This window comes from Allobosea sp. P1_A7, from assembly GCF_056406775.1.
The window spans coordinates 18,929-45,049 of the sequence record NZ_JBFTZN010000035.1 but is presented as its reverse complement, the minus strand read 5'-3'; the positions used below and the strand labels follow the sequence as shown (position 1 = coordinate 45,049).

The window sequence follows — 26,121 nt, the reverse complement described above, 5'->3', positions numbered from 1 at the left end:
GGAGTGCGGTCGTGATCAGCAAGAACTGGCAGGATTTGTCCAAGCCGAACAAGCTCGAAATCAAGGTCGGAGACGACCCCAAGCGCCATGCTACCGTGATCGCTCGTCCGCTCGAGCGCGGCTTCGGCATGACGCTCGGCAACGCGCTGCGGCGCGTGCTGCTCTCCTCGCTTCAGGGCGCTGCGGTCACCGCCGTCCAGATCGACGGCGTGCTGCATGAGTTCTCGTCGATTCCCGGCGTTCGCGAGGACGTCACCGACATCGTCCTCAACATCAAGGCGATCGCCGTCAAGATGCAGGGCGAGGGCCCCAAGCGTATGACCCTGCGCAAGTCGGGCCCGGGCACCGTCACCGCCGGTGACATCAACACCGTCGGCGATGTGTCGATCCTCAACCCCGAGCTCGTGCTCTGCACGCTGGACGAGGGTGCCGAGATCCGCATGGAGTTCACGGTCAATACCGGCAAGGGCTATGTCCCGTCCGAGCAGAACCGTCCCGAGGATGCACCGATCGGCCTGATCCCGGTCGACAGCCTCTATTCGCCGGTCAAGAAGGTCTCCTATCGCGTCGAGAACACCCGTGAGGGCCAGAATCTCGACCGTGACATGCTGACCCTGCAGATCGAGACCAACGGCTCGGTCACTCCCGAGGACGCGCTGGCGCTCGCCGCCCGCATCCTGCAGGACCAGCTTGCCGTCTTCATCACCTTCGAGGAGCCGCGCAAGGAAGAGGCCGTCTCGACCGCGCCGCAGCTGCCCTTCAACCCGGCGCTGCTCAAGAAGGTCGACGAGCTCGAGCTTTCGGTGCGTTCGGCGAACTGCCTGAAGAACGACAACATCGTCTATATCGGCGACCTGATCCAGAAGTCGGAGGGCGAGATGCTTCGTACCCCGAACTTCGGCCGCAAGTCGCTGAACGAGATCAAGGAAGTGCTCGCGACCATGGGCCTCCATCTCGGCATGGACGTGACCGGCTGGCCGCCGGAGAACATCGAAGAGCTGGCGAAGCGCTTCGAAGAGCATTACTGATCCCGCCGGCGCGGAGCTTGCCTCCGCGCCTGTTTCCCGCACGGTGCGTGAGCGCCGGAGCATAATGAACGGCCGTACCGTGGCACGGCGGCCGTAATCACAGGAGAGCCAAATGCGTCACGGTTTCCGCGGTCGTCGTTTCAACCGCTCGGTTGAGCATCGCAAGGCGATGTTCGCCAACATGTCCCAGGCCCTGATCAAGCATGAGCAGATCACCACCACGCTGCCGAAGGCCAAGGACCTGCGTCCGGTCGTCGAGAAGCTGGTGACCCTCGCCAAGCGCGGCGACCTGCACGCCCGCCGTCAGGCGATCGCCCAGATCAAGGATGTCGCACTCGTCGGCAAGCTCTTCGCGGTCCTCGGCCCGCGCTACAAGGAGCGCAATGGCGGCTATCTGCGCATCATGAAGGCCGGCTTCCGCTTCGGCGACAACGCCCCGCTCGCCGTGATCGAGTTCGTCGATCGCGATGTCGATGCCAAGGGCAAGGATTCCGGCCCGGTCTTCACGGCTGACGACGAAGCCGCCTGAGCAAGGCTGCTTCCCCGGAGATTTGAAAGGCGGCCGCAAGGCCGCCTTTTCTTTTGCGAAGGGGCCGGGGAGGCGCGCGACCCGGATGTCGGCCTCTGCGATGACGTATGGACACAGTCCGACGGGGCTCTCGACCGCCATTGGTGGTGGAAATGAAGGCTCGCGCGGGGCGCGGATGACATCGACCGGCCCGGAGCGGACGGCCATCAAGCGCGGGAGGCCCAGAGCTTCGTTCGCGGTGACAGGCGGGGCATCGCGTTTCGCGTCAGTAGGCGCTGGATCGGCAACTGATGCCGAAGATTATTGCTCGAAACGCCGCTTGTGCGCCACAAAGCGCAATGGTCAAGCTTCCCAGCGAAAACCGCCCGCAAGAGGCGGCCCCGGAGGGAGAGACTGATGATTTCAAGACTATTGACCACGCGGCGGCTGGCGCTGACGGCGATGTTGGCGCTGGCGGCTCCCGCCCTGGCGCAGGACGGCTATCCCAACAAGCCGATCACCATGATCGTGCCATTCGCAGCCGGGGGCTCCTCCGACGTGATCGCACGGCTGGTCGGCGACGAGATGGGGCGGGTGCTCGGCCAGCGCATCGTCATGGAGAACATGGCAGGGGCGGGGGGCGCGACGGCGCTGACGCGCGCCGCCAAGGCCGATCCCGATGGCTACACTATCGTCATCGGCAATAGCGGAACCAATGCTGCGTCCTATTCGATCTATCCGGATCTGAAATACACCCAGGCCGATTTCGCGCCGATCGGCCTCGTCGCCAAGACATCGCCGATGATCGCGCTCAAGCTCGATTTTCCGGCCAAGAACCTGATGGAGTTCGTCGACTATGCCAAGAAGAACCCCGGCAAGGTCAGTCTCGGGCATGCTGGTGTCGGCTCGTCGAATTATCTGATCTGCCGGAACTTCATCAAGGCGGCTGGTGTCGAGGTTGCGCTCGTCAGTTATCGGGGCGCAGGACCGGCTTTGAACGACCTGATGGGCGGGCAGATCGACGGCGTCTGCGATGCTGCAACCTCGCTCTCGGGCGCGGTGCAGGGAGCCAAGGTCAAGGCGCTCGTGGTCGCGACACCGAGCCGGCTCGACAGCCTTCCGGATGTGCCAACCTCCAGGGAGGCCGGGCTGCCGGCTTTCGAGGCCCAGGGCTGGAATGCGCTCTTCGGCCCAAAAAGCCTGCCTCAACCGATCGTCACCAAGCTGAATCAGGCTTTGCGGACCGCGCTTGCGAGCCCGAACCTGCAAGCTCGATTCAAGGAGCTTTCGTCCGTGCTGCCAGCCGAGAACGAACTCACGCCTGCCCATGTCGGCGCGATGGTTCCGGGCGAGATCGAAAAGTACAAGATCCTGCTTCAGGACAAGTGAGGCTTGGCCCTATGCTCGCTGGCGGGCAAGCTCGCCAGCGAGATCCAGCAGCACGTCGGCAGGCTGGACCTGGAGATCGGCCTCTGGCGTGACACCGTAGAGACCGAAGATGAAGTGCGTGGTCTCGTCATGTTCGGCGAGGCCCATCGACCAGTTCTGGAAGCTCCGGGCCGCAATCTGCTCTTCGGCCAGCAGGCGGATCCCGGTATGGCGTGGATCGACCACGATCCGGCCATATGTCTCCGCGACATTATGCGCCTCGCCTTCGAGCACCTGCGCGAAGGCCCCGGGCGTCACCAGGAGAAATCCCGTCACCTCGTTCTGTACGTTCAGCCGCTGGGCGCTGGCGATCATCCTGCCAACCTCCTCACTGCGATTGGCCTCGACGAGGCGACTCCGGCTGGCATAAACAAGACGTATCAGACTCAAGGGACCAGCTCCTTCGCGGATCTTTGCTCGACTGACCCGTTCGATGATCCGGATGGCGCCAGTGGCGTCGCGGGCGAAGAGATTTCCCGGGAATGGTTCGTATTGGAAGACTTGGAACGCCGCGAGCGGTGTTTTGTTTCAGCGTGGAGACAGGAATGAAGCGCGGGATCATGCCGGTCCGTTTCGGAAGAACTGCCTTGCCGGCCGCCTTGATGCTCTTTGCGAGTCTTGCGCCGCTGCCATTGCTTGCGCAGGCGCGGCAGGTTCCGGAAACCCGTCAGCAGGTTCAGCTTTCCTTTGCGCCGATCGTGCAGAAGACGGCCGGGTCGGTCGTGAATGTCTATGGCGCCCGTGTCGAGCGTCGGGCTCAGAACCCTTTCATGGACGATCCGTTCTTTCGCCGCTTCTTTGGCGATGACGGGTTCGGTGTCCCGCGCGAACGCGTGCAACGATCGCTTGGCTCAGGCGTGATCGTCGATGCGAGCGGGCTCGTGGTGACCAATAACCACGTCATCGAGGGCATGAGCGAGGTCAAGGTCGCCTTTGCGGACAAGCGCGAGGTGGAAGCCACGATTGTCCTGCGCGATCCACGCACCGATCTTGCCGTGCTGAAGCTGAACGGCGCCAAGGATCTGAGCGCGATCGACCTTGCCGATTCCGACCAGCTCCAAGTCGGCGATATCGTGCTGGCGATCGGCAATCCCTTCGGCGTCGGGCAGACCGTGACGCAGGGCATCGTTTCGGCGCTGGCTCGTACGCAGGTCGGTGTCGCCGATGCGCAGTCGTTCATCCAGACCGATGCGGCGATCAATCCCGGCAACTCCGGCGGCGCGCTGGTCGACATGGAAGGCCGACTGATCGGCATCAACACCGCGATCTTCTCGCGCTCTGGCGGCAGCCACGGCATCGGTTTTGCGATTCCCTCGTCGATGGTTCGCGTCGTCGTCGAAAGCGCGAAGTCGGGTGCTGCTTCGGTGCGCCGGCCGTGGTTCGGCGCCAGGCTGCAGGCACTGACGGCCGATGTCGCCGACGGGCTTGGGCTCGACCGCCCGGCCGGCTCGGTCGTTGCCAGCGTGGTCGAGAAGGGGCCGGCCGCCGAGGGCGGGCTCAAGCGTTCGGACGTCATCCTCGCGCTTGACGGAGTCGCCGTCGATGATCCCGAGGCCTTCGGCTATCGTTTCGCGACCCGCCCGATCGGGGGTACGACCTCTCTGACCGTCCTGCGCGGCGGCAAGCGCCTGGTGGTTCCGGTGAAGCTCGTTCCGGCGCCCGAGACGCGGCCGCGCGAAACCGTGACGCTTTCGGGCCGCACGCCGCTTTCGGGGCTGACGGTGCTCAACCTGTCGCCGGCGGTTGCCGAGGAGCTTTCGATCGATGCCGGAACCGAAGGCGTCGTGGTCAGTGCCATCGAGGAAGGCAGCCTTGCGGCTCGCGTCGGTTTCCAGAAGGGCGACATCATCCTGGCCCTGAACGGAGAGCGCATGGAGCGCTCGCGCGATGTCGAGGCGGCCCTGCGTCAGCGCAAGCGCGCCTGGGAGGTGACGATCTCGCGTGCCGGACAGACCGTGACATCGGTCTTCCCGGGGTGAGCGACCTCTTTTCCGCTTCCGGCCTCGACAAGGCGGGGCCGCGCCCGCTTGCCGACCGTTTGCGGCCGACGACGCTGGCCGAGGTCACCGGGCAGGGGCACCTGACGGGGCCGGATGGCGCGCTCACGCGACTGCTGGCCTCGGGCTCGATTGGCAGCCTGATCTTCTGGGGGCCGCCGGGCACCGGGAAGACGACGGTCGCGCGCCTGCTCGCCGGTGCGGTCGATCTCGGGTTCGAGCAGATCAGCGCGATCTTCTCCGGGATCGCGGACCTCAAGAAGGTGTTCGAGGCAGCGCGCGGGCGACGGCTGGGAGGCAAGGGCACGCTGCTCTTCGTCGACGAGATCCATCGCTTCAACCGCACTCAGCTCGATGCGTTCCTGCCAGTCATGGAGGACGGCACGATCACGCTGGTCGGTGCCACAACCGAGAATCCGTCCTTCGCGCTCAACGCCGCACTTCTGTCGCGGGCGCGGGTGCTCACCTTCCAATCCCTCGACGAGAACGCGCTACTCTTTCTGCTCGGCCGGGCCGAGGTGCTGGAGAACAAGGAATTGCCGTTGACGCCGGAGGCGCGGCTGGCGGTTGCCCGCTTTGCCGATGGCGACGGGAGGGCGGCACTGACGCTGGCCGAGGAAATCTGGCGTGCCGCCAAGCCGGACGAGATCTTCGACGAGGCCGGTCTCGCCGAGGTGATCCAGCGTCGCGCACCGATCTACGACAAGGCGCAGGACGGCCACTACAACCTGATCTCGGCACTGCATAAGACGATCCGCGGCTCTGATCCGGATGCGGCTCTCTATTACTTCGCCCGCATGCTCGATGCCGGTGAGGATCCGCGTTTCCTGGCGCGGCGGCTGGTGCGCATGGCGGTCGAAGATATCGGGCTCGCCGACCCGCAGGCGCTCGTCCATGCCCGCGCCGCGGCCGAGACCTATGAACAACTGGGCTCCCCCGAGGGCGAGCTCGCGCTCGCCAACACGGTGATCTATCTGGCGACGGCGCCGAAATCGAATGCGGCCTATATCGCCTACAAGGCGGCGCGGCGCGCGGCCAAGGAGGGCGGCTCGCTGATGCCACCCAAGACCATTCTGAACGCGCCGACGAAGCTGATGAAGGAAGAGGGCTACGGCGCTGACTACGCCTATGACCACGACGCACCCGATGCTTTCTCCGGCCAGAACTACTGGCCGGATGCGCTCGGCCGGCAGCTGTTCTACGATCCACCCGAGCGTGGCTTCGAGCGCGAGATCCGAAAGCGGCTGGAATACTGGGAAAAGCTCAGGGCGGAGCGCAGCAGGTAGAAGATCGGATCATCGGACAGGTATCGGGTGCGATCATCCGACCTTCTGCGTCCGCATCGGTCTTTCCGAGAACCGCGCTCCATTTTGCGGGCCGATGCATCAGAACGCGCGCTCTATGAAGACTTGAGTCGAGATCAGACGCCCCGCCAGCCCTGCGGCGACCTGCCGGCCAGTCAGGGATATCCGGGCTTGCGCGACCGACGCTTCGATCCCGGCCTTGAGACCCTCGACCGGTGTCCAGACCAGATTGGCGGCGGCGCGGTCGATGCTGATCTTGCCTTTGGCCTGGTCGATCAGCGGAACCGATAGCTGGTAGCGGCTGACGTAAAAATTGGTCGCGATCTCGTCGGTCCATTCCCGCCGCATCACAAGGGCGGTCGAGAAGCCGCGGGTCGGGTCGCTGCCGAGGAGCACCGTCCGAACGACGGCGGCGTCGAGTTGCGAGCCGATATAGGGCGCCGCGTCGACCGCGCCTGCGACCTGGGCCGTGATGCTACCGGGGCGCCCCAGCATCTCGGCCTCATAGGTAACGCCCAGAATTCCGGCGCGTCCCAAGCGGGAGTTTCGGCCGGAGATGTCGCGAAGTGCCAAAGCGCCATGCAACGTCCATGGCCCGGACTGGTAGACGAGCCGTGCCACGCCATCCGGCATGCGGCCGGCCGCAACCGGCAGGGTCGAGGTCGTGCCCAACGCGGGATCTTCCATGGCAAGTGTCGCGATCCAGGTCTCCGTCAAGGGCAATTCCAGGGCCAACAGTCCGACGGTCCGACTTGGCACCCGCGTGCTGAAGATGAACTCGTCGCCCGTCCAGAAGCTGAAGCGCGAGGTGTCCAGGCCGAAAATCCAGGGCCCGACCAACACCGTCGCCTCGTCGAAAGTGAGTCCTGCGACATCGTCGGTCGGGCTCTGCATGGTGAAGGAGAAGGCGCTGCCGACGCGCAGCCCGGAGGCGAGATCAWGCGACGTCGCGATGCGAATACTCGCGCTTGTCGGARAGGATGTCAGGCTCGACTGCGGCAAGGAAACGGAGCGCGATGCCCGGACACTGTCATTCTGCAGGCCAGCGCTGACGGTGCCCGACACCGAGAGGCAGGTGGCGGAGCCGGGCAGGATCAGGCCAGGGATGCTGTCCTCGTCATCGTCCTCTTCCTCGTCATCGCTGCTTTCGTCCTCCATTTGCCGGCGGGGATCGGCCTTGCCGCCGAAGAGGGGCTCAAGCTCGGTCGGCGTGATCGTGCAACTGCGCGCAAGGCTCGGGGGGCGGGCGGGTTTCAGGCCCTTGGGCGGCGGGAGTGCGACTGCTTCCCCGGTCAGTGCTGCGAAGGCCGGCAAGGCAAGCAAGGCCGAGGCTGCGATCGCCCAGGTGCGATGCAGGCAGGGCTTCTCCTCAGCGCGGCCTGTCACGGCGGTCATCGGTGGCGGGCGGCTCCAAGGCATTGTCGTCAGTGGTCATCTGTCGTTACGGGATCCGGGTGTGTCAATTGCGCCGTGAGAGGGCGCACTCCCGTGATTGTCGGGGCCTGAGACCGGATTTCGTTTGTGCAGGTCGGGTGTGCTGGCTATTGCAGGACGATGACATCCACGTTTCTCGTCTTCCTGGGCGCCGGCATCGGCGGCGCGCTGCGACACGGCGTCAACTACACCTCACTGAAATGGCTGGGGACGGGTTTTCCCTATGGCACAATGGCCATCAATATTCTCGGTTCGGGGATCATGGGGCTGATCGTCGGCTGGCTCGCCTTCAGGGCGGGCGAGGGCTGGTCGCAACAGGCGCGCCTCTTCCTGACCACGGGCGTCCTGGGTGGATTCACGACTTTCTCGGCCTTCTCGCTTGAGGCCGTTCTGCTCTGGGAGCGCGGCCAACTGGGCTTCGCCACCATTTATGTTCTGGGCTCCGTCGCGCTGTCTCTGGCAGCGCTGGTCGGTGGGCTCGCATTCGTCCKGGGGCTATCATGAGGCAAGGTGGCAAGGGCTCCGGCAGCAAGGGCTCCGGCGGCAAGGGGCAAACGGGTCGCGGCGGCAGGCCTCCCGCGGCCGGTGCCGGGAAGAAGCGGCCAAGCCATGACGCGCGCCGGCCGGCGCGCGCTTCGGGCCAGGCCAGGCCGGGCGAGGGCGAGGACGTCGCGCGCCGCGCACCGGTTGGCAGGTCGCCAGTGCAACGGGCACAGCGCCCAGCCGGACCGACGCGGGCCGAGGTCAAGGCCGTGACCGCAGAGGTGCTTGCCACCGGCGTTCAGCAACTCGTCGTGACGCCGGACGAGAACGAGATGCGGATCGATCGCTTCCTTGAGACACGCTTTCCGCAGCTGTCCTTCAGCCATATCCAGCGGATCGTCCGGAAGGGCGAGCTGCGCGTCAACGGCAAGCGCGCCGACAGCAAGGACCGGCTCGAGGCCGGCCAGACTGTGCGCATTCCGCCGCTGAAGCTCGAGCAGCAGGCGGAGCGTCCGCGGTCGGCCAGGGCCGATTCCGACACGGTCGAGTTCCTGCGCTCGATCACGCTCTACGAGGATGACGATGTCATGGTCCTCAACAAGCCTGCCGGCCTGGCCGTGCAGGGCGGCTCGGGCACCACGCGCCATGTCGACGGCATGCTCGATGCCCTGACCGGCAAGGACGGCCAGAAGCCGCGCCTCGTGCACCGGCTCGACAAGGATACGTCCGGCTGCCTCGTCATCGCCAAATCGCGCTTTGCGGCGGCGACGCTGGCAAAGACCTTTCGTTCGCGCTCGGCCCGCAAGGTCTACTGGGCGCTGGTTGCGGGCGTCCCGCGCGTCCGGCAGGGCCGGATCTCGACCTATCTCGCCCGCGAGGAAGCCTATGATGGCGATCAGCGGATGGCGGTCGCCAAACATGGCGACGACGGTGCGATGCATGCCGTGACCTATTACGCCGTGGTCGAGACCGCGGCGCAGAAGCTCGGCTGGCTCTCGCTGAAACCGGTGACCGGCCGCACCCATCAGTTGCGTGCGCATGCGGCCCATATCGGCCACCCGATCGTCGGTGATCCCAAATACTTCAACATTCAGAACTGGGAGCTGCCGGGCGGCATCCAGAACAAGCTGCATCTGCTGGCTCGCCGCATCGTGCTGCCGCATCCGCGCGGCAAGGGCACGATCGATGTCAGCGCGCCGCTGCCGCCACATATGCGCCAGTCCTGGAACCTGCTCGGTTTCGAGGACGAGCGCTATGACCCGATCGTGGACGCGCCCGACGAGTAGGAGTTGGTGTTACCTTGCGTAAGAGAACGCTTGCGGAACAAAAACAGATATGTTCTAATTTTGTTCTCGTCACTCTTACGCAGGTGCTCCCATGACGCGTTTCGCCTTCGTTCTTGCCGGCCTGACCCTTTCGCTTGCCACATCTGCCGCTGCGCAGTCACCAACCGCCCCGCAAGCTGCTGCTGTAGCGGCGGATGAGCCTGTGCCGCGCGTCGAGCGCGCCAAGGCGCGGCAGGATTGTGTCGCCGAACATATTGCGCTGAGTGGCGACGATTTGCGCCAGGCCATGCGCGATTGCATGCAGGCAAAGTTTCCGGGCGTCCAACTCTATGCCCGCGATGGGCTGACGCGCGACGGCAAGCCCACGGCCGTGACGGCGCGTACCGCCTGCAAGACGGAGGCCGATGAGGGTGGCCTGACCGGCGCTGCGCGGCGCGACGCGCTGGCCGCCTGTTTCAAGGCGAAGCGGCCCGATCTGGCGGCTCGTGCCGAATGTCGCATCCAGGCCGCGAGGCGGGGCTCGGCATCGTCGGGCTGACGCTCGATATTGCGCTGATGCAGCTTGCGGGGCTGGAACGCCCCGACGACCAGCTGACGGAAACCTATAGGGAGGTCTTCGGCGCCATGCGGCGGCAGGCCGAGACCGATCCAAGCCTCGCCGAGCCGCTCTTCCCGGGCGTTGCCGCTATGCTGGACGCGCTGGTTGCGCGGCCCGATACGGTGCTCGGCATCGCGACCGGCAAGTCCCGTCGGGGCGCGGACTACATCGTCGAGCGCTATGGCTGGCGTCAGCACATGGCGACGATCCAGACGGCCGATGATGCACCGTCCAAGCCCCATCCCGACATGATCCTGCAGGCGATGAGGGAAACCGGCGCGCGACCGGAACGTACCCTGATGGTCGGCGACAGTTCCTTCGATATCCAGATGGCGGTTGCCGCTGGGGTCACGCCGGTCGCCGTCTCCTGGGGCTTCCAGCCGGTGGCATCCCTGCAGGCGCTCGGCGCGCGCCATGTCCTCACCGATTGTGCCGAGCTGACGGGCATCATTGACGGGCTCGCGGTGGCTGAGCCGACCTGAGGGCGGCGGCGAGGGCACTGCGACGTTCCGCTCCGATCGGGTTCCACAGTCTCTTCGCGCCGACGGATCGGCGCGAAGACTGATCCCCGTCACCGCTTCGCTCCTTCGCGCCGACGTCCCGGTCGAACTGGAAATCGCCGCAAACTGCGCAGCCGAAACGCCCTGTCCGTAAGAGAGACGCGCGGAGGTCCCGTCATCGCGGCGAGCAGGACGGCGTGCCGTCGAGCGGAAACCGATTCGGTGCCGGATTTCGACCGCGGCCCGATGCATGGCGGCACTTCAGTAACATCCTCGCAACCACGTCCGATCAGGACCGTTTAACCTGAACAGAAGTTCAGATTTGTCCGTTAACCACCTGCTGGCGGGTGCCGCGTCATGGTGTTCCCACAACAGGAACGCACCGGCGCAAAATAAAGCTGGGCAGGAGTCGAACGATGATTGGTCATGAGCTCCGTGAATTCGTCGATCGCGTGATGGAAAAGCACGCGATCGACGATCAAGACACCAAGATGCTTCAGCGCGAAATCTTGGCCGATAGCGTGATGACGCGCGATGTCATCGATGTTCTGATTGCGCTGGATCGCGCGGTCGTCGCGACCAGCGCCTCCTTCGCCAATTACCTGGTCACTCTGGTCGTCGACTTCGCTGTCTGGGAAAGCCGCCCGACAGGCGTGATCGATCGCGAGAAGGCACATTGGCTGGTGACGACTCTCTCTGCCGGCGACGGCCCGACCGAGACGGCGCGACGCATTGCCTTCGAGATCGTGCGCGAGGCGGATCGCTGCGACGAGATGCTGATCGCCTTCGCCATGCGCAAGAGCACGTTCATGGTGCCGGGCCAGCGCCTCGAACGCGTTCTTCGGACGAACTGATCAGGCGGTCGCGCACAGCCCGCCGCCCATTCCCGAACTTTCGCATCAGTGGACGCGGGCTGCGGCCTCCAATAAACCCCGACTGTCACAGTGTTTTCAGACAGCCGGGAGACGCCACCCATGTTCACGAAGATTCTGATCGCGAACCGTGGCGAGATCGCCTGCCGTGTCATCAAGACCGCGCGGCGGATGGGCATCAAGACGGTTGCCGTCTATTCGGATGCCGACCGCGACGCGCTCCACGTCGAGATGGCGGATGAGGCGGTCCATGTCGGCGCGGCGCCCGCGGCCGAATCCTATCTGCTGATCGACAGGATCATCGCCGCCTGCAAGGCGACGGGGGCAGAGGCTGTCCATCCCGGCTATGGTTTCCTGTCCGAGCGCGAGGCCTTCGCCCAGGCGCTCAAGGATGCAGGTATCGTCTTCATCGGCCCCAATCCCGGCGCGATTGCCGCGATGGGTGACAAGATCGAGTCGAAGAAGGCGGCCGCCGCGGCAAAGGTCTCGACCGTGCCCGGCCATCTCGGCGTCATCGAAGACCCCACCGAAGCCGTGAAGATCGCCGACGAGATCGGCTATCCCGTGATGATCAAGGCCTCGGCCGGCGGCGGCGGCAAGGGTATGCGCATTGCCCATTCGGCCGGGGAAGTCGCCGAGGGCTTTGCCCGGGCGAAATCGGAAGCGGCGTCCTCATTTGGCGACGACCGCGTCTTCATCGAGAAGTTCATCGTCGACCCGCGTCATATCGAGATCCAGGTGCTTGGCGACAAGCACGGCAACGTCATCTATCTCGGCGAGCGCGAGTGCTCGATTCAGCGCCGCAACCAGAAAGTCGTCGAGGAGGCGCCGTCGCCGCTGCTCGACGAGGCGACCCGGCGCAAGATGGGCGAGCAGGCGGTGGCCCTCGCCAAGGCGGTGAATTATGATTCGGCCGGAACGGTCGAGTTCRTCGCAGGGCAGGACCGCTCCTTCTTCTTCCTAGAGATGAACACCCGGCTCCAGGTCGAGCATCCCGTCACCGAGATGATCACCGGCATCGACCTCGTCGAGGAAATGATCCGTGTCGCCTATGGCGAAAAGCTCCGGCTGACGCAGGCCGATGTCAAGCTGAACGGCTGGGCTGTCGAATCCCGCGTCTATGCGGAGGACCCGACCCGCAATTTCCTGCCTTCGACGGGGCGGCTGGTGACCTATCGCCCACCGGCCGAAGGTCCGGATGGCGAGGCGACCGTCCGCAATGACACCGGTGTCTTCGAAGGCGGCAAGATCTCGATCTATTACGACCCGATGATCGCAAAACTCGTGACCCACGCGCCGACGCGCGAGGCGGCGATCAAGGCGCAGGCCCGTGCTCTCGATGGTTTTGCCATCGAGGGCATCCGCCATAACATCCCGTTCGTCTCGGCGCTGATGCAGCATCCGCGCTGGATCGCCGGACACTTGTCGACGGGCTTCATCGCCGAGGAGTTTCCGGAAGGCTTCTCCCTGCCGCAGCCGAAGGGAGAGATAGCGCTGCGCATGGCCGCTATCGCGATCACCTGCGACCACCGTCTCAACCAGCGCAAGCGACATGTCTCGGCCCAGATGGAGGGATGGCGCAAGGTCGAGTTCGAACGCACCCGCATCGTGACGCTCGGCGGTGAGCGCTTCGAGGGCATCGTGGCGGAGCAGGGCGAGACGATCCTCGTCAGCTTCGGCGACCGTTCATTGGCGGTCGCCTCCGAATGGCGGCCGGGTGAACCGGTCTGGCGCGGCACGCTCGATGGTGTCTCGATTGCGGCGCAGGTGAGGGCGATCCTCAACGGCGTATCGCTTGGCCATGCCGGAGCCTATGCCAGCGCCCATGTCTATACGCCGCGCGAGGCCGAGCTTGCCGCCCTGATGCCGGAGAAGGTTGCGGCCGATACCGGAAAATTCCTGCTCTGCCCGATGCCGGGGCTGGTCAAGGCCGTGTCCGTGAAGGTCGGCCAGGAAGTCAAGGCCGGCGAGGCGCTCTGCATGGTCGAAGCGATGAAGATGGAGAACGTGCTGCGTGCCGAGAAGGACGTCACCATCGCGAAGATCCTCGCCAAGGAGGGCGATTCGCTCGCGGTCGATGCCGTGATCATGGAGTTCGCCTGAGCTTGAGGCGGCAGACCGCCTGCAGATAGAACGATTTGCTTTCCGTGGCGTCAGGCAGGAAAGTCTGTCCGGCCAAAGGGTGGCGGGGAGCTCTTCATGCTGACGATCTGGGGACGGATCAGTTCCATCAATGTGCAGAAGGCCGTCTGGGCGGCCGGTGAGGTTGGCCAGAGTTTTGAACGGGTCGATCTTGGCGGCGCGTTCGGCGGCAACCGCGAGCCGGCCTATCTGGCCAAGAACCCCAACGGCATGATCCCCGTTCTGGAGGATGGCGATGTCTGCATCTGGGAGTCCAGCAGCATCGTGCGCTACCTCGCGGCCCGCTATGGGGCCGGCTGGATCTGGGAGGAGGATCCCTCGCGCCGCGCCGAGGCCGATCGCTGGATGGACTGGACGATTGCCGAATTGCAACCGGCGATGGCTCCGGCCTTCATCGGTCTGATCCGGACACCGGCGGAGAAGCGTGACATGGCTGTCATCGAGGCCTCCATCGCCAAGACGGAGGCGAAGCTGGACATCCTCGAGGCGCATCTGGCTTCACGGGACTACCTTGCCGGCTCGCGCTTCGGCATGGCGGATATCGCCGTTGCGCCGGGCGCGCATCGCTGGCTCAACATGCCGGTGCCGCGTGCGTCCTGGCCGAATGTCCAGCGCTGGTACGAGACAGTGGTGGCCCGGCCTGCTGCGAAGCCAGCGCTGCCCCTGCCGATCACGTGAGCGTGTCGCCGCCTTGCCCTCCCCGCAGAGCTTGACATGATGGTGACCATGACCCGCTTGGGAATTCTTGCATTCGGCATGGCGGCAATGGCTGCAGGAGACGCTTGGGCGCAGTCGCCTCCCTCGAATCCGGTGCTATCGGCCGACCGCACGCAGATGGTGTCCTGCCTGAGCCAGAGCGATACCGCTGCCAGTGCCTGCATCGGTTCGGTGGCGGTCACTTGCGTGCGAGCGGCTTCAGGCGATCGGCGCGTTGCCGAAGCCGATTGCGCGAGGCGGGAAGAGGCGGTCTGGCGCGAGCGCCTGACTTTTGCCAGCGTGGCGGTGATGCGCAATGCCGAAAGCGGCGCGCGGGGCCAGTTCGCCGCGCTTCAGGTTGCCTGGGAAGGCTATGCCGCACAGAAATGTGCGTTCTACGGGAGCATGCAGCCGTCTGCCCGCGTGGCCGGGATGCAGGCGGGCTGCATGTTGCGCGAGGTGGCCAGCCGTTCGCTTGAACTCGAGCGAATGGTCGGCCAGCGCAATCCGGTGCGCCGCCCCTCCAATCCACCCAGCATTATCCGTTGAGCGTCGTTGCGTCGTTAATGCAGCGTCGTCTCGTCATCGGCTAGATCATCGGACCGGATAGCGAGCGCATCCGGTGCGATGATCTAGCCTTCTGTGTTTGCATCGGCTGTCCCGAAGACCGCAATCCGGTTTTCGGGCCGATGCTTAGACAGCCGGTGCGTTCCGGAGTCCGCCGATGTTTTTCGTCCTGTCCAAGATTATCTGGTTCCTGTTCTCGCCGGTGAATCTGCTGATCCTGCTGGCGGCCTTGGCGGCGCTGCTGGCCTTTACCCGCTTCGCGCGCTCGGCGCGCTGGCTCGGCGGATTTGCCATGCTCGGCATCCTGGTGCTGTCCTTCAGCCCGCTGCCGCGCATCATCGTGCGGCCGCTGGAAAACCGCTTTCCGCAGCAGGAGGCCGCCAGAGGGCCGGTTACCGGCGTTATCGTGCTGGGCGGCGCAATCGGCGTCGCGCGCGGCGACATCGTGCTGAACCACGCCGGTGCCCGCATGACCAAGGCGGTCGAGCTCGCCCGGCTGCATCCGGAGGCGAAAATCGCCTTCACCGGTGGCGGCGCCAATCTGCTCTCGCCCGTGATCAGGACCGAGGCCGATGGCGCCAGGCTGCTGTTCGAGGCGCTGGGCCTGCCGCCCGAGCGGGTGGTGCTCGAGGACAAGTCGCGCAATACGCACGAGAACGCGATCTTCACCCGCGACCTCGTGATGCCGAAGCCGGGCGAGCGCTGGTTGCTCCTGACCTCGGCCTGGCACATGCCGCGCGCGATGGGCGTCTTCCGAAAGGCCGGATTCGCGGTCGAGGCATTCCCGGTCGACTATCTCTCGGGCAATGAGCCGGCCGATTTCTTCCGGCCCTACCGCGAGGCGTCCCGCGGCCTCGACATCGCAGAGCTCGCCTTCAAGGAATGGGCTGGTCTCGTTGCCTATTACGCCGCCGGCTACACGGATGCGCTGTTCCCCGCTCCCTGACGTTGCGGGGAGCAGGGCCTATTCGCTGCTTGGCAAGGACAGGCGGTAGACGCCGCGGAAATCGTCCGGATCGACCGGGCGGCCCTTTCGGGTAATGACGAGGCGACCTTCCTTCATCATCCGCACGGCGATGCGGCGGATCGGCTGCATCAGCGGCCCCCAGCCATCGGGATGGTCGCCGCCGACGCGGCGCGCGGCATCCATCGCGCTGATCGTACGACCCGGTCCTGCCTCCGTGAGCAGGTCGAGTATGGCGGCTTCGAGGGCGTCAACGTGATCGGTCATGCCTCCCAGAGAGGCAGGGCTGCAGGATTCGTCAAGCGGCGAGGCCAGGGCGGAGGGATCGGCTTGCCCTGCCGCGTGAGGTCAAAGGCACTGCGGTCGCCATCGCGGCGGTGCGCGGAGACGAAGGGCTCAAGCCGGTGCGGTCGCTTTGGCTGCTTCGTCGATCAGAGCGGCGATTTCGGCCGGCTTGGAGGCGAGCGAAGCGTGGCTGGCAGCGAGCGTGATGACCTTTCGCGCGTTGAGGCGGGCCGACATGCGCTCCTGGTTCGCGGGCGCGATCATCCGGTCCTCACCGGAGATCTGGTACCAGGATGGCTTCTTCTTCCAGGCCGGCGCGGTGATGGTGTTGCCGAAGGTGCTGGCAAGCGGGGCCTTCTGCGTCACACCCATCACGAAGCCCTCTTCGGGCGTCAGGTCGGGGCAGAAGCTCTCATGAAATTTGTCGGGCAGGACCCAGAGATAGCCGTCGCTGTCGGGAGAGAGGTTTGCTGCCGCCTCTGGCGGGTGTTCCTGGGTGATTCCGCCCGGGCTCTCGCCAGCATCTGGGGCAAAAGCCGCGATATAGACGAGACCCACCACATTGGGCAGATCTCCGGCTTCCGTGATCACTGCGCCGCCATAGGAGTGCCCAACCAGCAGCACCGGGCCCTTCTGCTGCGTCACCATCTTGCGGGTGCGCTCGGCGTCATCGGCCAGCGAGGTCAGCGGCATTTCGACGGCGTGGAGCGATGTGTAGCCCATCCGGGAGAGTTTGAGGATCACCCTGTTCCAGTGTGAGGCATTGCCCCAGAAACCATGCACCAGGACGATTGCTGGCTGCTTGCTCATGCTGGCCTCCTGATCCGCGGATCGGCTTGCCCCCGGATCGGACGGTCTCATGGAGGTTCAGCCGGTGTCCAGCGCAATCGTTGCGGCTGGGCAGTCCGAATCAGTGACCGGGGCTTGTGAAGATTCGTGCGGATTCCGACGCGAACTGCCGGCGCCACATCACTGTCAGCACGGCGGCCGTTGCAGCGAGGAACAGCCAAGGATCGATGAACCAGCCGAGATAGGCGAGCGCAAAGAAGAAGGCGCGCTGGCCGCGGTTGAAATGCCGCCCGGCGGCGATGTTCATTGCGATGGTCTCGCGGACGGCCTCCTTCGTCTCCTGCTCGTCGACCCGCTCCCTTGGCGGGATCGCGCCGAGAAGGATCGCGCAGTAGTTGAAGAGCCGGTAGCTCCAGGCGAATTTGAAGAAGGCATGGGCGAAGATCACCGCAAGTCCGATCACCTTGATCTCCCAGGCCGTGCGCGAGGTCGGCGCGGTGAAGGGCAGATCGGCGAAGATCGCGACGACGCGGTCGGTGGATTGCAGCAGGGCGAGCGAGCCGCCGATCGCGATCAACGAGGTCGAGGCGAAGAAGGCGGTGCCGTTCTGCAGTCCGTTCATCACCTGGGTATCGATGATGCGGTTTTCGCGCCGGACCGATTCCTGGATCCAGCGCGCGCTACGGAGATTCATCCGCGCGTTGAGGCTTCGCTCCGCATGTGGGCCCTTTTCCACGGCCAGGCCATAGCCAAGCCACGAGGCGACGAAGAAGATGAAGGCGATCATATCGATCGTCGTGAAGCCGGCCATGAATCGCCTCCCTTGGGCCAGAGTGCTGTCGGCATGGCCGCGCTGCAAGCCCGCGATTGACGCGATGTGCACGAGCAGCCACGGTGCCGCCGACGAGATGGAGGCCGGCAATGCCGCAAGTGATCACCAAAGGCTACAAGGCGTTGCTGGCGGAAGCCGAGGCCAAGGTCGAGACGCTCTCCGTCGAGCAGGCGAACGCGCTGGTCGGCCGTGACGACGTCGTCTTCGTCGATCTGCGTGATCCGCGTGAACTGGAGCGGGAGGGGCGCATGCCTGGTGCCTTCCACTGCCCGCGCGGCATGCTCGAATTCTGGATCGATCCCGAAAGCCCCTATGCCAAGCCGGTGTTCCAGCAGGACAAGCGCTTCGTCTTCTTCTGCGCAGGCGGCTGGCGTTCGGCGCTTGCTGCGCAGGCCGCGCAGGAGATGGGGTTGAAGCCGGTGGCGCATATCGCCGGCGGGTTCGGCGCGTGGAAGAAGGCTGGTGCGCCCCTCGATGCGCCGGAGCCGAGGAACGCCGGCGACAAGGGCTAGGTCTGCATCTTGTCCCATATCCTGATCGTTCTGCTCGTCGCAGGCGTCATCTTCCGCAAGCCGCTCGGACGCCTGCTGGCTCGCCAGTTTCCCGATCGCGCCAAGCGACAACAGGTGCTCGGCACGATCATCGTCGCCTTCCTGCTGGTAATCGCCGTCAGGCTGGTTGCCCTGTTCTGGTAGGAAATCCGGCAGGTCCGATAACGGGACTTGCCCATGCAGGGCGTCATCGCTGCGGTCCGCTTTCCAGGGTTGCCCGAAGATTGCCTGTGCCCCCGAGGTCACACATGCCCCGGTTGCAAATGAAGCGGCTTGCGCGTTCGCTGCCGATGCGGCATGTTGTTTGTCTTGGCTTCAACACGCGAAAGGGGAGGGCTGAATGCAATTCATGATCATCGTCGCCACTCCGCCACGAATGTCCCGCCACTAGGTCGGACATTGCCGCGGCCCGCCTGAGGCGGTCCCCAGCCAGGGTTTTTCATCTCTACGTTTCATCCGGAGACGATCGCATTCGCATCGGCTCCACCTGATTTGGAGTCGGCTCCCGCGCGGCGCCGAATGATTTCTATGTCTCTTCAATCCTCAACCGGGCGGCAGGAGCCGTTCCGGGCCGTTCTCGGCTTCACATTCCGGCACTGGGCGCGCCGACCAGGGCCGGTTCTCGGCGTGGCCGGGGCCATGATGGCGGCGACTGCCGCGGACCTGTTCATGCCGCTTTATGCCGGCCGCCTCGTCGATGCGGTGGCGGGCGAGGGCGCCAGCGCACTCGATGCGGCGCTATGGGCGCTGGGCGCGATGCTCGCACTCGGAGCGGTCAGCGTGCTGTTCCGGCATCTCGGTTTCATCGGCATCACCGGCATGACGTTGCGCACCATGAGCGAGACGGCGCAGGAGGCGTTCGCACGCCTGCAACGCTTCTCGACCGATTGGCACGCCAACAACTTTGCCGGTTCGACGGTGCGCAAGATCACCCGCGGGATGTGGGCCCTCGACCTGCTGACCGACACGGTCCTGATCGCGCTGTTGCCATCGCTGGTCGTGCTGGTGGGCACGACGGCACTGTTGGCATGGCATTGGCCGGCGATGGGCCTCGTCGTCTTCCTTGGCTCGGTGATCTATGTCGGTGTCACGATCGCGCTGTCGCTCAGCTATGTCGCGCCCGCTGCGCGGCTCGCCAATAGCTGGGACACGCGTGTCGGCGGTGCATTGGCTGATGCGATCTCCTGCAATCCGGTGGTCAAGGCCTATGGCGCCGAGCTTCGCGAGGACGGTCGCCTGGCCGGCGTCCTGGCAAAATGGGCGCTCAGGACCCGCCGGACATGGGTGCGCGGCACGACCTCGGGCACGGCCCAGCAGATCGTCCTGCTGGCGCTTCGCGCCGCGGTCATCGGCCTGGTCATCTGGCTCTGGGCCAACGGCCAGGCCACGCCGGGCGACGTCGCCTTCGTGCTGACCTCGTACGCGGTCGTTCACGGCTATCTGCGCGATGTCGGCCAGCACGTGCACAACCTCCAGCGTTCGGTGAACGACATGGAGGAACTAGTCGCCATGCATGCCCATCCCTATGGGGTGCCCGATCGCAAGGGAGCGACCGACATGGTGGTGCCGGCGGGCGAGATCGCCTTCGAGCAGGTGACCTTCCATTACGGAGGCCATGTCGAGCCGCTCTATCGCGATTTCTCGCTGACGATCCGGGCCGGCGAGAAGGTCGGTCTGGTCGGGCGCTCCGGCTCCGGCAAGACGACCTTCGTCAAGCTGGTTCAGCGTCTCTACGACGTCTCCGGGGGGCGCATCGCCATCGACGGGCGCGACATCGCTGATGTGACGCAGACCTCCCTGCGGGCGCAGATCGCCATCGTGCAACAGGAGCCGGTGCTGTTCCACCGCTCGCTGGCGGAGAACATCGCCTATGCCAAGCCGGGCGCCTCGATGGCCCGGATTGTCCAGGCGGCGAAGCTCGCCAACGCGCATGACTTCATCATGCGCCTGCCCAAGGGCTACGCGACGCTGGTCGGCGAGCGTGGCGTCAAGCTCTCGGGTGGCGAGCGCCAGCGTGTTGCGCTCGCGCGTGCCTTCCTGGCCGATGCGCCGATCCTGATCCTGGACGAAGCGACCTCGAGCCTCGATTCGGAATCGGAGGCGCTGATCCAGGAGGCGATGGAGCGCCTGATGCAGGGGCGCACCACCATCGTCATTGCGCACCGGCTTTCGACGGTGCGGGCGATGGACCGCATCCTGGTCTTCGATCGCGGCAGGGTGGTCGAAGAAGGCAGCCACGAGGCGCTGCTGACCCGCGAGAACGGCGCCTATCGCGCGCTGTTCGAGAAGCAGGTCAGCGAACTGGCGAAGGGGCTGGCGGCATAGATCATCGGACCGGATATCGTATCCGGTCCGATGATCTAACCATCTGTCATTGCATCGGCTTTCCCGAAAACCGCAATCCACCTTTCGGGCCGATGCATTGAGCCGCCAGACTACCTGCGGAGCGCCCTTTGCGTATGGTCGGGCTTGTCCCGGCCATACGCGTCTTCGTCTCCGGGGGGACAAGACGTGGAGGTTCCGGGCGACCTATTTCGGAGCCAGGGCCCGCGGCCGGACACCCGCGACGGGGCCGGGCGGAAGCTCCGCGCTCACATCTGGATTCAACGACTTCATGTCGAGATTCGGTTTGGTCAGAAACCGATTCAGGCCTGTGACGTAAGTCTCTGGCAACGCCCAGTGTTTGGCGCTCGCGATGACGGTTTCCATATAGCCGGGGCGCGGCTTTCCGAGCGTGCCGCTGCGGCCGACATAGACCAGGGCCCGCTTGGCGCCGCCCTCGACGATGACCGGCTGGCTGATCTTCACATAGAGACCGCTGGCGATGTCCTCGAACTTGTCGAGTGCGCGGATGTCGCCGAGCGAGCAGTCCCAGAGCACGCCATGGACGGTTTCGCGCGGATCGCGAACAGCCGAGGCATAGCCATCGCTCGTCACGATGAAACGATGGCGCGGCAGGCGCGCGAGACCGAGTGGCTTCGAACCGGGACAGCGCTTGGCCATCCCGGCGATGTCCATATTCAGACCATAGGCGAAATAGAGGGGCACTGGCCTATTTCGTCTTCTGGAACAGCTCGCGGCCGATCAGCATACGGCGGATCTCGCTGGTGCCGGCCCCGATCTCGTAGAGCTTTGCATCGCGGAGCAGGCGGCCGGTCGGATAATCGTTGATATAGCCGTTGCCGCCCAGAAGCTGGATGGCGTCGAGCGCGATCTGCGTCGCCTTCTCGGCCGCGATCAGGATGGCGCCGGCGGCATCCTCTCGCGTGGTCTCGCCGCGGTCGCAGGCCTTGGCGACGGCATACACATAGGCCTTGCAGGCATTCATCATCACATACATGTCGGCGACCTTGCCCTGGACGAGCTGGAATTCGCCGATCGACTGGCCGAACTGCTTGCGCTCGTGGATATAGGGCATGACCACGTCCATGGCCGCCTGCATGATGCCGAGGGGCCCGGCCGAGAGCACGACGCGCTCATAGTCGAGCCCCGACATCAGCACGTTAACGCCGCGCCCGACCTGGCCGAGCACGTTTTCCTCCGGGACCTCGCACTCCTCGAAGACGAGCTCGCAGGTGTCCGAACCGCGCATGCCGAGCTTGTCGAGCTTCTGGGCGGTCGAAAAGCCCTTCATGCCCTTCTCGATCAGGAAGGCGGTGATGCCCTTCGCGCCGGCGGCGGGGTCGGTCTTGGCGTAGACCACCAGCGTCTCGGCGATCGGGCCGTTGGTGATCCACATCTTGTTGCCGGTGATGACGTAGCGGTCGCCCTTCTTCTCGGCCCGTGTCTTCATCGAGACCACGTCCGAGCCGGCGCCGGGCTCGGACATCGCGAGCGATCCGACATGCTCGCCCGAGATCAGTCTCGGCAGGTACTTCGCCTTCTGCGCGGCATTGCCGTTGCGGGCGATCTGGTTGACGCACAGATTCGAGTGGGCCCCGTAGCTCAGGCCGACCGAGGCGGAGGCCCGGCTGACCTCCTCGATCGCCACGACGTGCTCGAGATAGCCGAGGCCTGCGCCGCCATCCTCTTCCCTGACCGTGATGCCATGCAGGCCGAGCGCCCCCATCTCGGGCCAGAGGTCACGCGGAAACTGGTTCGAGCGGTCGATCTCCTCAGCGCGCGGCGCGATCTTCTCCTGCGCGAAGGCGTGGACGGTGTCGCGGATCGCGTCGGCGGTCTCGCCGAGATCGAAATTGAACGGGCGCGGGGCGTTGGCGAGCATGGTGGCCTCCCGGAAGACGCCGCGCATCGGGCACGGCTTTGCAGCGTTATAGCGCGCTTTGCGGCCCTGTCAGGCTGTTCCAGCGCGATCTCCCGGATGGGCGTGGCCACACCGGCGGGTGATCTGCCATGCCACGTGCAGCCGGCGACCGAGAGGGGGCGGGAGCGCCGACACTCGGTTTACACATCCTATCCCCCTGGATAGGATATGAGCATGAGCCACGCACATGATCCCGATATCGTCAAGCGGCTGCGCCGGGCGCAGGGCCATCTCGACACCGTCGTGAAGATGCTCGCGGGAGGGCGCGAGGTGCCAGAGGTGGTGCAGCAGCTCCAGGCGGTCGAAAAGGCGCTGGAGAAGGTCAAGATGCTGCTGATCTTCGACCATATCGACCATCACCTGTTCGAGACGACAGGCACGCAGACGCCCGAGACGCGGCGCTCGATCGAGAGCCTGAAGGCGCTGACCAAGTATCTTTGATCCAACGGGAGTTCCAGCGATGTCCGAACTGGCCAGCCTGGCGCCGCGTCACGACCATGTCTTCCTCGGCGCAGACCACCAGGAGAACGAGCGGCGCACCTGGATCGTCATTGCGCTGACCATGACGATGATGGTCGGCGAGATCGCCGCCGGCACGCTGTTCGGCTCGATGGCGCTCGTCGCCGATGGCTGGCACATGTCGACCCATGCGGCGGCGCTGCTGATCGCGGCTCTCGCCTATCGCTTCGCGCGGCGCCACGCCCGCGACCCACGCTTCAGCTTCGGCACCGGCAAGCTCGGCGATCTCGCGGCTTTCGCGAGCGCGCTCGTCCTGGCGCTGGTCGCTCTGTTCATCGGTTGGGAATCGGTGATGCGGCTTGTCCAGCCGGTGCCGATCGTCTTCGGGCAGGCGATTGCGGTCGCGGTTCTGGGCCTTGCGGTCAATCTCGCCAGCGCCTGGTTGCTGAAGGGCGAGCACGGACATGACCATGGCCATGCGCATCATCATGACCACCACCATCATGCGCATGGCGGCTCGGACCATAATCACCATCATGATCACCACGCCGGGAGTGGGCGGGATCATAATCTGCAGGCGGCCTATCTGCATGTGCTGGCGGATGCCTTCACCTCCGTGCTTGCCATCGTCGCGCTGCTCGGCGGCAGCCTCTATGGCTGGGTCTGGCTCGACCCGGCGATGGGCATCGTCGGCGCGCTGGTGATCGCGCATTGGTCGTTCGGATTGCTGCGCGCCTCGGGGGCGGTGCTGCTCGACACTGTGCCCGACACGGCTCTCGCCGCCGGGATCGAGGCGCGACTCACCGCCGAGGGCGCAGAGGTCGCAGACCTGCATCTCTGGCAGGTTGGGCCGGGGCATTGCTCGGCGATCGTCTCGGTCGTGGCCACTGATCCGAAGCCGCCCGCAGCCTACAAGGCGCTGCTCGCCGGGTTGCCGATGCTGTCCCATGTCACCGTCGAGGTGAACCCGCGCATCGCCGCGCTGTGATGCATCAGGAGCCCGCCCGGGCTCAGTGGATCATGTCGCGGCGCTTGAGCAGGAGATACACGCTGAGCGCTGCCAGGGCGCACAGGATCACGACATAGACAAAGCCCCATTCGTTCTCGAGGAAGGGCAGGCCCTTGGTGTTGACGCCGAACAGGCCGGTGATCAGCGTCGCCGGCATCAGCGTCGCGGTCAGGATCGAGAGCACATAGAGATGGCTGTTGGTCTGGGCGGTCAGGCGCGAGGCAATCTCGTCCTGCAGCAGGCGGGCGCGCTGCTGCACGATCTGGACGTCGGTCAGCATGGTGTCGACGCGCTGCAGCAGGCGGCTGGCGGCGCTCTTCACGGTCTCCGGCGCAGCCCGTGTCGAGGCATTCTCGGAGAAGCGACGGAAGAGCTGGTGCAGCCCGTTGAGCTGGCGGTGCAGCCTCACCGTCCGCCGGCGGATCAACCCTAACCGGCGCGCCTCGTCGCTGACGCGCTCTTCGATGACATGGTCCTCGATCGAGTCGGTGTCCTCTGTCAGCTGCATCACCGCTTCGGCCACATCCTCGATGACGAACTCGATGATGCGCTCGAACAGCATCACCGGCGAGCTCGCCCGGTAGCCGGCCTCCAAGGCGTCGCGCGTCAGGCGCGTTGCCTGCATGGCCTGTCTCCGACCCGTCAGCAGAAACCGGTCGGCGATGATCCAGTGCAGCATGCCCATCTCGTCGGCGGGGCTGTCGACCTCGCGGATCTGGTCGAAGGTGATGCCCCAGGCGAAGTCACGATTGTGATGGAGGCGCTGGTGATCGTCCTGGGTCAGGAACAGGGTCTGCGCCTCGGCGGGCAGAGCGGTGCAATCGGCGACCCATTGCTTGGCGCGGCCATGCACGAGATCGAGRTGGATCCAGACGAACTCGGCCCCGGGGAGGGCAAGGTCGGGCATCTCGCGGCGAGGAAGGAGATGCGCACGGCCGTCGGAATCAAAATGGTAGACCCAGACGAACCCGGCCCGGGATTGCAGATCATGGAGCATTCCGGCCACGCCCTGGCGGGCGATTTCTCATGAGAGGTTGCGCTGCCCGGGATCAGGGCGCGCGTCTCATGACAGCTTCGTGACAGCGCAGCGGGTGCCGCAAAGTCAATCGCGGGCGAGAGAGCCGGTCACTTGTGGATCACGGTTGGCGGTCGCCTTGCCCGGGACGCGGGCGGGAGGCAGCATCTTGAGCGTCGCGCCTCCGGCAGCCTGCGGCGCCTTGGAGCCGGCCGATGTCGCAGGTGCGCGGTTGCCGGCAACCTTCGGCTCGCCACCCCGCCACTTCCGGGCGCCGATGTCGAAACGGCCCTCGCGCCAGGCTGCGAATTCCCGCTCGGACCCGAAGAACGCGTTGCGGTCGACATCGCCGGTTATGCCGGGCACGCGTCCTGTGGTGGTGAACTGCCAGAATTCCCATTTGCTACGCTCATAGCGATGGCGCAGTGGGGCCGCGGTTGAGCGCAGCCAGTAGGGATGATCGTTGAACTCGCCTTCCAGCACATCCTCGTGGAAGGTGATGTCGGTATAGATGATCGGCTTCTTGCCAGTGTGTTCCTGCAGGCCCTTCAGCATCTCGCTGATCTTGGCCAGCGCCTTCTCGCGCGGGATCTTCTTGCCGCAGCTCTCCGACTCGCCGTTCCATTCGACATCGAGCACAGGCGGCAGGGCATCCGGGTCCTTCGGGATATGCCGCTTGAACCAGCGCACCTGATCCTTGGCCGGGCGGCACCAATAGACGAAATGGTAGGCACCGCGCGCGACGCCGGCCTTCTTCGCCCCCTCCCAGTTCTTGCGGAAACTGGGGTCGAGGTGGTCGCCGCCCTCGGTCGCCTTGATGAAGGCAAAGCGGGTGCCGGCATCCTTGACCTTGGCCCAGTCGATCTCGCCCTGCCAGCGCGAAATGTCGATGCCCTGGATAGCCTGGCGGCGTGCATCGCGGACGCCGTGATGGGGCGAGGCGTCGCCCTTCTTGGGATAGAGCGCGAGGGCAGGGCCGGAGCAGCCGAGTGTAAGGCCGAGAACTGCAAGAAAGCACCGCAGTCCCTTGTAATCGGTCTTCATACGCGCCGGCATCCGCCCCTCCTGCATGCAAACAGTGGTGCGGCAGTCGTGGTTAAGGCGCGGTAA

28 protein-coding genes are annotated in these 26,121 nt (G+C 65.3%); 19 read left to right on the top strand and 9 right to left on the bottom strand.

Annotation, left to right across the window (positions count from 1 at the left end):
• The first annotated feature begins 11 nt into the window (after positions 1 to 11).
• The 3 genes from AC1D34_RS08745 to AC1D34_RS08735 all read left to right on the top strand — a co-directional run bounded on the left by AC1D34_RS08745 (position 12) and on the right by AC1D34_RS08735 (position 2,925).
• Complete coding sequence (locus AC1D34_RS08745; protein ID WP_043237077.1) at positions 12 to 1,028, top strand: DNA-directed RNA polymerase subunit alpha; 1,017 nt, start codon at positions 12 to 14, stop codon at positions 1,026 to 1,028.
• Positions 1,029 to 1,140: 112 nt separating this feature from the next.
• Positions 1,141 to 1,557, top strand: a complete 417-nt coding sequence (rplQ, locus tag AC1D34_RS08740; RefSeq protein ID WP_113517762.1) for a 50S ribosomal protein L17 — start codon at positions 1,141 to 1,143, stop codon at positions 1,555 to 1,557.
• Between the two features lie 396 nt (positions 1,558 to 1,953).
• Positions 1,954 to 2,925, top strand: a complete 972-nt coding sequence (locus tag AC1D34_RS08735; RefSeq protein WP_476824026.1) for a tripartite tricarboxylate transporter substrate-binding protein — start codon at positions 1,954 to 1,956, stop codon at positions 2,923 to 2,925.
• A 9-nt stretch (positions 2,926 to 2,934) separates the two neighbouring features.
• Here the strand turns inward: AC1D34_RS08735 and AC1D34_RS08730 are convergent, their stop codons facing one another.
• Positions 2,935 to 3,354 (bottom strand): BLUF domain-containing protein, encoded by a 420-nt coding sequence (locus tag AC1D34_RS08730; RefSeq protein ID WP_441493282.1) that lies wholly within the window; start codon positions 3,352 to 3,354, stop codon positions 2,935 to 2,937.
• Between the two features lie 155 nt (positions 3,355 to 3,509).
• On the opposite strand from AC1D34_RS08730, the gene AC1D34_RS08725 reads away from it, so the two are divergent.
• Both AC1D34_RS08725 and AC1D34_RS08720 read left to right on the top strand, forming a co-directional pair.
• A complete protein-coding gene (locus AC1D34_RS08725) occupies positions 3,510 to 4,943 on the top strand; it encodes a DegQ family serine endoprotease (RefSeq protein WP_441493281.1) in 1,434 nt (477 codons plus the stop codon).
• The gene (locus AC1D34_RS08720) at positions 4,940 to 6,247 is read left to right on the top strand and encodes a replication-associated recombination protein A (RefSeq protein ID WP_441493280.1); all 1,308 of its coding nucleotides are present in this window, start codon (positions 4,940 to 4,942) and stop codon (positions 6,245 to 6,247) included. Before AC1D34_RS08725 ends, AC1D34_RS08720 begins: the two co-directional genes overlap by 4 nt.
• Positions 6,248 to 6,346: 99 nt before the next feature.
• Here the strand turns inward: AC1D34_RS08720 and AC1D34_RS08715 are convergent, their stop codons facing one another.
• The gene (locus tag AC1D34_RS08715) at positions 6,347 to 7,660 is read right to left on the bottom strand and encodes a hypothetical protein (RefSeq protein WP_476824025.1); all 1,314 of its coding nucleotides are present in this window, start codon (positions 7,658 to 7,660) and stop codon (positions 6,347 to 6,349) included.
• Positions 7,661 to 7,819: 159 nt separating this feature from the next.
• Here AC1D34_RS08715 and crcB point away from each other — a divergent pair, with 159 nt between their 5' ends.
• The 9 genes from crcB (at position 7,820) to AC1D34_RS08670 (ending at position 15,789) form a co-directional block, all read left to right on the top strand.
• Positions 7,820 to 8,203, top strand: coding sequence for a fluoride efflux transporter CrcB (gene crcB, locus AC1D34_RS08710; protein WP_476824024.1), 384 nt, complete (start codon positions 7,820 to 7,822; stop codon positions 8,201 to 8,203).
• Entirely contained in the window at positions 8,200 to 9,468 is a 1,269-nt protein-coding gene (locus AC1D34_RS08705; protein WP_441493277.1) for an RluA family pseudouridine synthase, read from the top strand. The genes crcB and AC1D34_RS08705 overlap by 4 nt, the downstream gene beginning before the upstream one ends.
• A gap of 91 nt (positions 9,469 to 9,559) precedes the next feature.
• Positions 9,560 to 10,006, top strand: coding sequence for a hypothetical protein (locus tag AC1D34_RS08700; protein WP_476824023.1), 447 nt, complete (start codon positions 9,560 to 9,562; stop codon positions 10,004 to 10,006).
• Positions 9,961 to 10,548 (top strand): HAD-IA family hydrolase, encoded by a 588-nt coding sequence (locus AC1D34_RS08695; RefSeq protein ID WP_476824022.1) that lies wholly within the window; start codon positions 9,961 to 9,963, stop codon positions 10,546 to 10,548. Before AC1D34_RS08700 ends, AC1D34_RS08695 begins: the two co-directional genes overlap by 46 nt.
• Positions 10,549 to 10,982: 434 nt before the next feature.
• Complete coding sequence (locus AC1D34_RS08690) at positions 10,983 to 11,420, top strand: hypothetical protein (RefSeq protein WP_476824021.1); 438 nt, start codon at positions 10,983 to 10,985, stop codon at positions 11,418 to 11,420.
• Between the two features lie 120 nt (positions 11,421 to 11,540).
• Positions 11,541 to 13,541: an acetyl-CoA carboxylase biotin carboxylase subunit gene (locus tag AC1D34_RS08685; protein WP_476824020.1), complete on the top strand. Its 2,001-nt coding sequence runs from the start codon at positions 11,541 to 11,543 to the stop codon at positions 13,539 to 13,541.
• 96 nt (positions 13,542 to 13,637) lie between these two features.
• On the top strand, positions 13,638 to 14,258 hold the full coding sequence (locus AC1D34_RS08680) for a glutathione S-transferase family protein (protein WP_441493272.1): 621 nt from the start codon (positions 13,638 to 13,640) through the stop codon (positions 14,256 to 14,258).
• 36 nt (positions 14,259 to 14,294) lie between these two features.
• Complete coding sequence (locus tag AC1D34_RS08675; protein ID WP_441493271.1) at positions 14,295 to 14,825, top strand: hypothetical protein; 531 nt, start codon at positions 14,295 to 14,297, stop codon at positions 14,823 to 14,825.
• A 175-nt stretch (positions 14,826 to 15,000) separates the two neighbouring features.
• Positions 15,001 to 15,789, top strand: coding sequence for a YdcF family protein (locus AC1D34_RS08670; protein WP_441493270.1), 789 nt, complete (start codon positions 15,001 to 15,003; stop codon positions 15,787 to 15,789).
• An 18-nt stretch (positions 15,790 to 15,807) separates the two neighbouring features.
• On the opposite strand, the gene AC1D34_RS08665 is transcribed toward AC1D34_RS08670, so the two are convergent.
• From AC1D34_RS08665 to AC1D34_RS08655, 3 genes are all read right to left on the bottom strand, one after another.
• Positions 15,808 to 16,074, bottom strand: coding sequence for a DUF3253 domain-containing protein (locus AC1D34_RS08665; protein ID WP_441493269.1), 267 nt, complete (start codon positions 16,072 to 16,074; stop codon positions 15,808 to 15,810).
• Positions 16,075 to 16,203: 129 nt separating this feature from the next.
• A complete protein-coding gene (locus AC1D34_RS08660) occupies positions 16,204 to 16,902 on the bottom strand; it encodes an alpha/beta hydrolase (RefSeq protein WP_476824019.1) in 699 nt (232 codons plus the stop codon).
• Between the two features lie 100 nt (positions 16,903 to 17,002).
• Positions 17,003 to 17,692 carry a DUF599 domain-containing protein gene (locus AC1D34_RS08655; protein WP_476824018.1) on the bottom strand — a complete coding sequence of 230 codons (690 nt, stop codon included), beginning with the start codon at positions 17,690 to 17,692 and terminating at the stop codon, positions 17,003 to 17,005.
• A gap of 110 nt (positions 17,693 to 17,802) precedes the next feature.
• Here AC1D34_RS08655 and AC1D34_RS08650 point away from each other — a divergent pair, with 110 nt between their 5' ends.
• From AC1D34_RS08650 to AC1D34_RS08640, 3 genes are all read left to right on the top strand, one after another.
• On the top strand, positions 17,803 to 18,225 hold the full coding sequence (locus AC1D34_RS08650; protein WP_441493266.1) for a rhodanese-like domain-containing protein: 423 nt from the start codon (positions 17,803 to 17,805) through the stop codon (positions 18,223 to 18,225).
• Positions 18,226 to 18,234: 9 nt separating this feature from the next.
• Positions 18,235 to 18,408 (top strand): hypothetical protein, encoded by a 174-nt coding sequence (locus tag AC1D34_RS08645; protein WP_441493265.1) that lies wholly within the window; start codon positions 18,235 to 18,237, stop codon positions 18,406 to 18,408.
• Positions 18,409 to 18,792: 384 nt separating this feature from the next.
• A complete protein-coding gene (locus tag AC1D34_RS08640) occupies positions 18,793 to 20,589 on the top strand; it encodes an ABC transporter ATP-binding protein (protein WP_441493264.1) in 1,797 nt (598 codons plus the stop codon).
• A gap of 204 nt (positions 20,590 to 20,793) precedes the next feature.
• Here AC1D34_RS08640 and AC1D34_RS08635 read toward each other — a convergent pair whose 3' ends face one another.
• Positions 20,794 to 21,312: a gamma-glutamylcyclotransferase family protein gene (locus AC1D34_RS08635; protein WP_441493263.1), complete on the bottom strand. Its 519-nt coding sequence runs from the start codon at positions 21,310 to 21,312 to the stop codon at positions 20,794 to 20,796.
• Positions 21,313 to 21,316: 4 nt separating this feature from the next.
• On the bottom strand, positions 21,317 to 22,489 hold the full coding sequence (locus tag AC1D34_RS08630) for an isovaleryl-CoA dehydrogenase (RefSeq protein WP_476824017.1): 1,173 nt from the start codon (positions 22,487 to 22,489) through the stop codon (positions 21,317 to 21,319).
• 213 nt (positions 22,490 to 22,702) lie between these two features.
• Here AC1D34_RS08630 and AC1D34_RS08625 point away from each other — a divergent pair, with 213 nt between their 5' ends.
• Positions 22,703 to 22,969 (top strand): metal-sensing transcriptional repressor, encoded by a 267-nt coding sequence (locus AC1D34_RS08625; protein ID WP_441493261.1) that lies wholly within the window; start codon positions 22,703 to 22,705, stop codon positions 22,967 to 22,969.
• Positions 22,970 to 22,988: 19 nt separating this feature from the next.
• Complete coding sequence (gene dmeF / locus AC1D34_RS08620) at positions 22,989 to 23,975, top strand: CDF family Co(II)/Ni(II) efflux transporter DmeF (RefSeq protein WP_476824016.1); 987 nt, start codon at positions 22,989 to 22,991, stop codon at positions 23,973 to 23,975.
• 22 nt (positions 23,976 to 23,997) lie between these two features.
• Here the strand turns inward: dmeF and AC1D34_RS08615 are convergent, their stop codons facing one another.
• The gene (locus AC1D34_RS08615; RefSeq protein ID WP_476824015.1) at positions 23,998 to 24,993 is read right to left on the bottom strand and encodes a CorA family divalent cation transporter; all 996 of its coding nucleotides are present in this window, start codon (positions 24,991 to 24,993) and stop codon (positions 23,998 to 24,000) included.
• A gap of 105 nt (positions 24,994 to 25,098) precedes the next feature.
• Entirely contained in the window at positions 25,099 to 26,067 is a 969-nt protein-coding gene (locus AC1D34_RS08610) for a glycoside hydrolase family 25 protein (RefSeq protein ID WP_441493258.1), read from the bottom strand.
• Between the last annotated feature and the right edge of the window lie 54 nt (positions 26,068 to 26,121).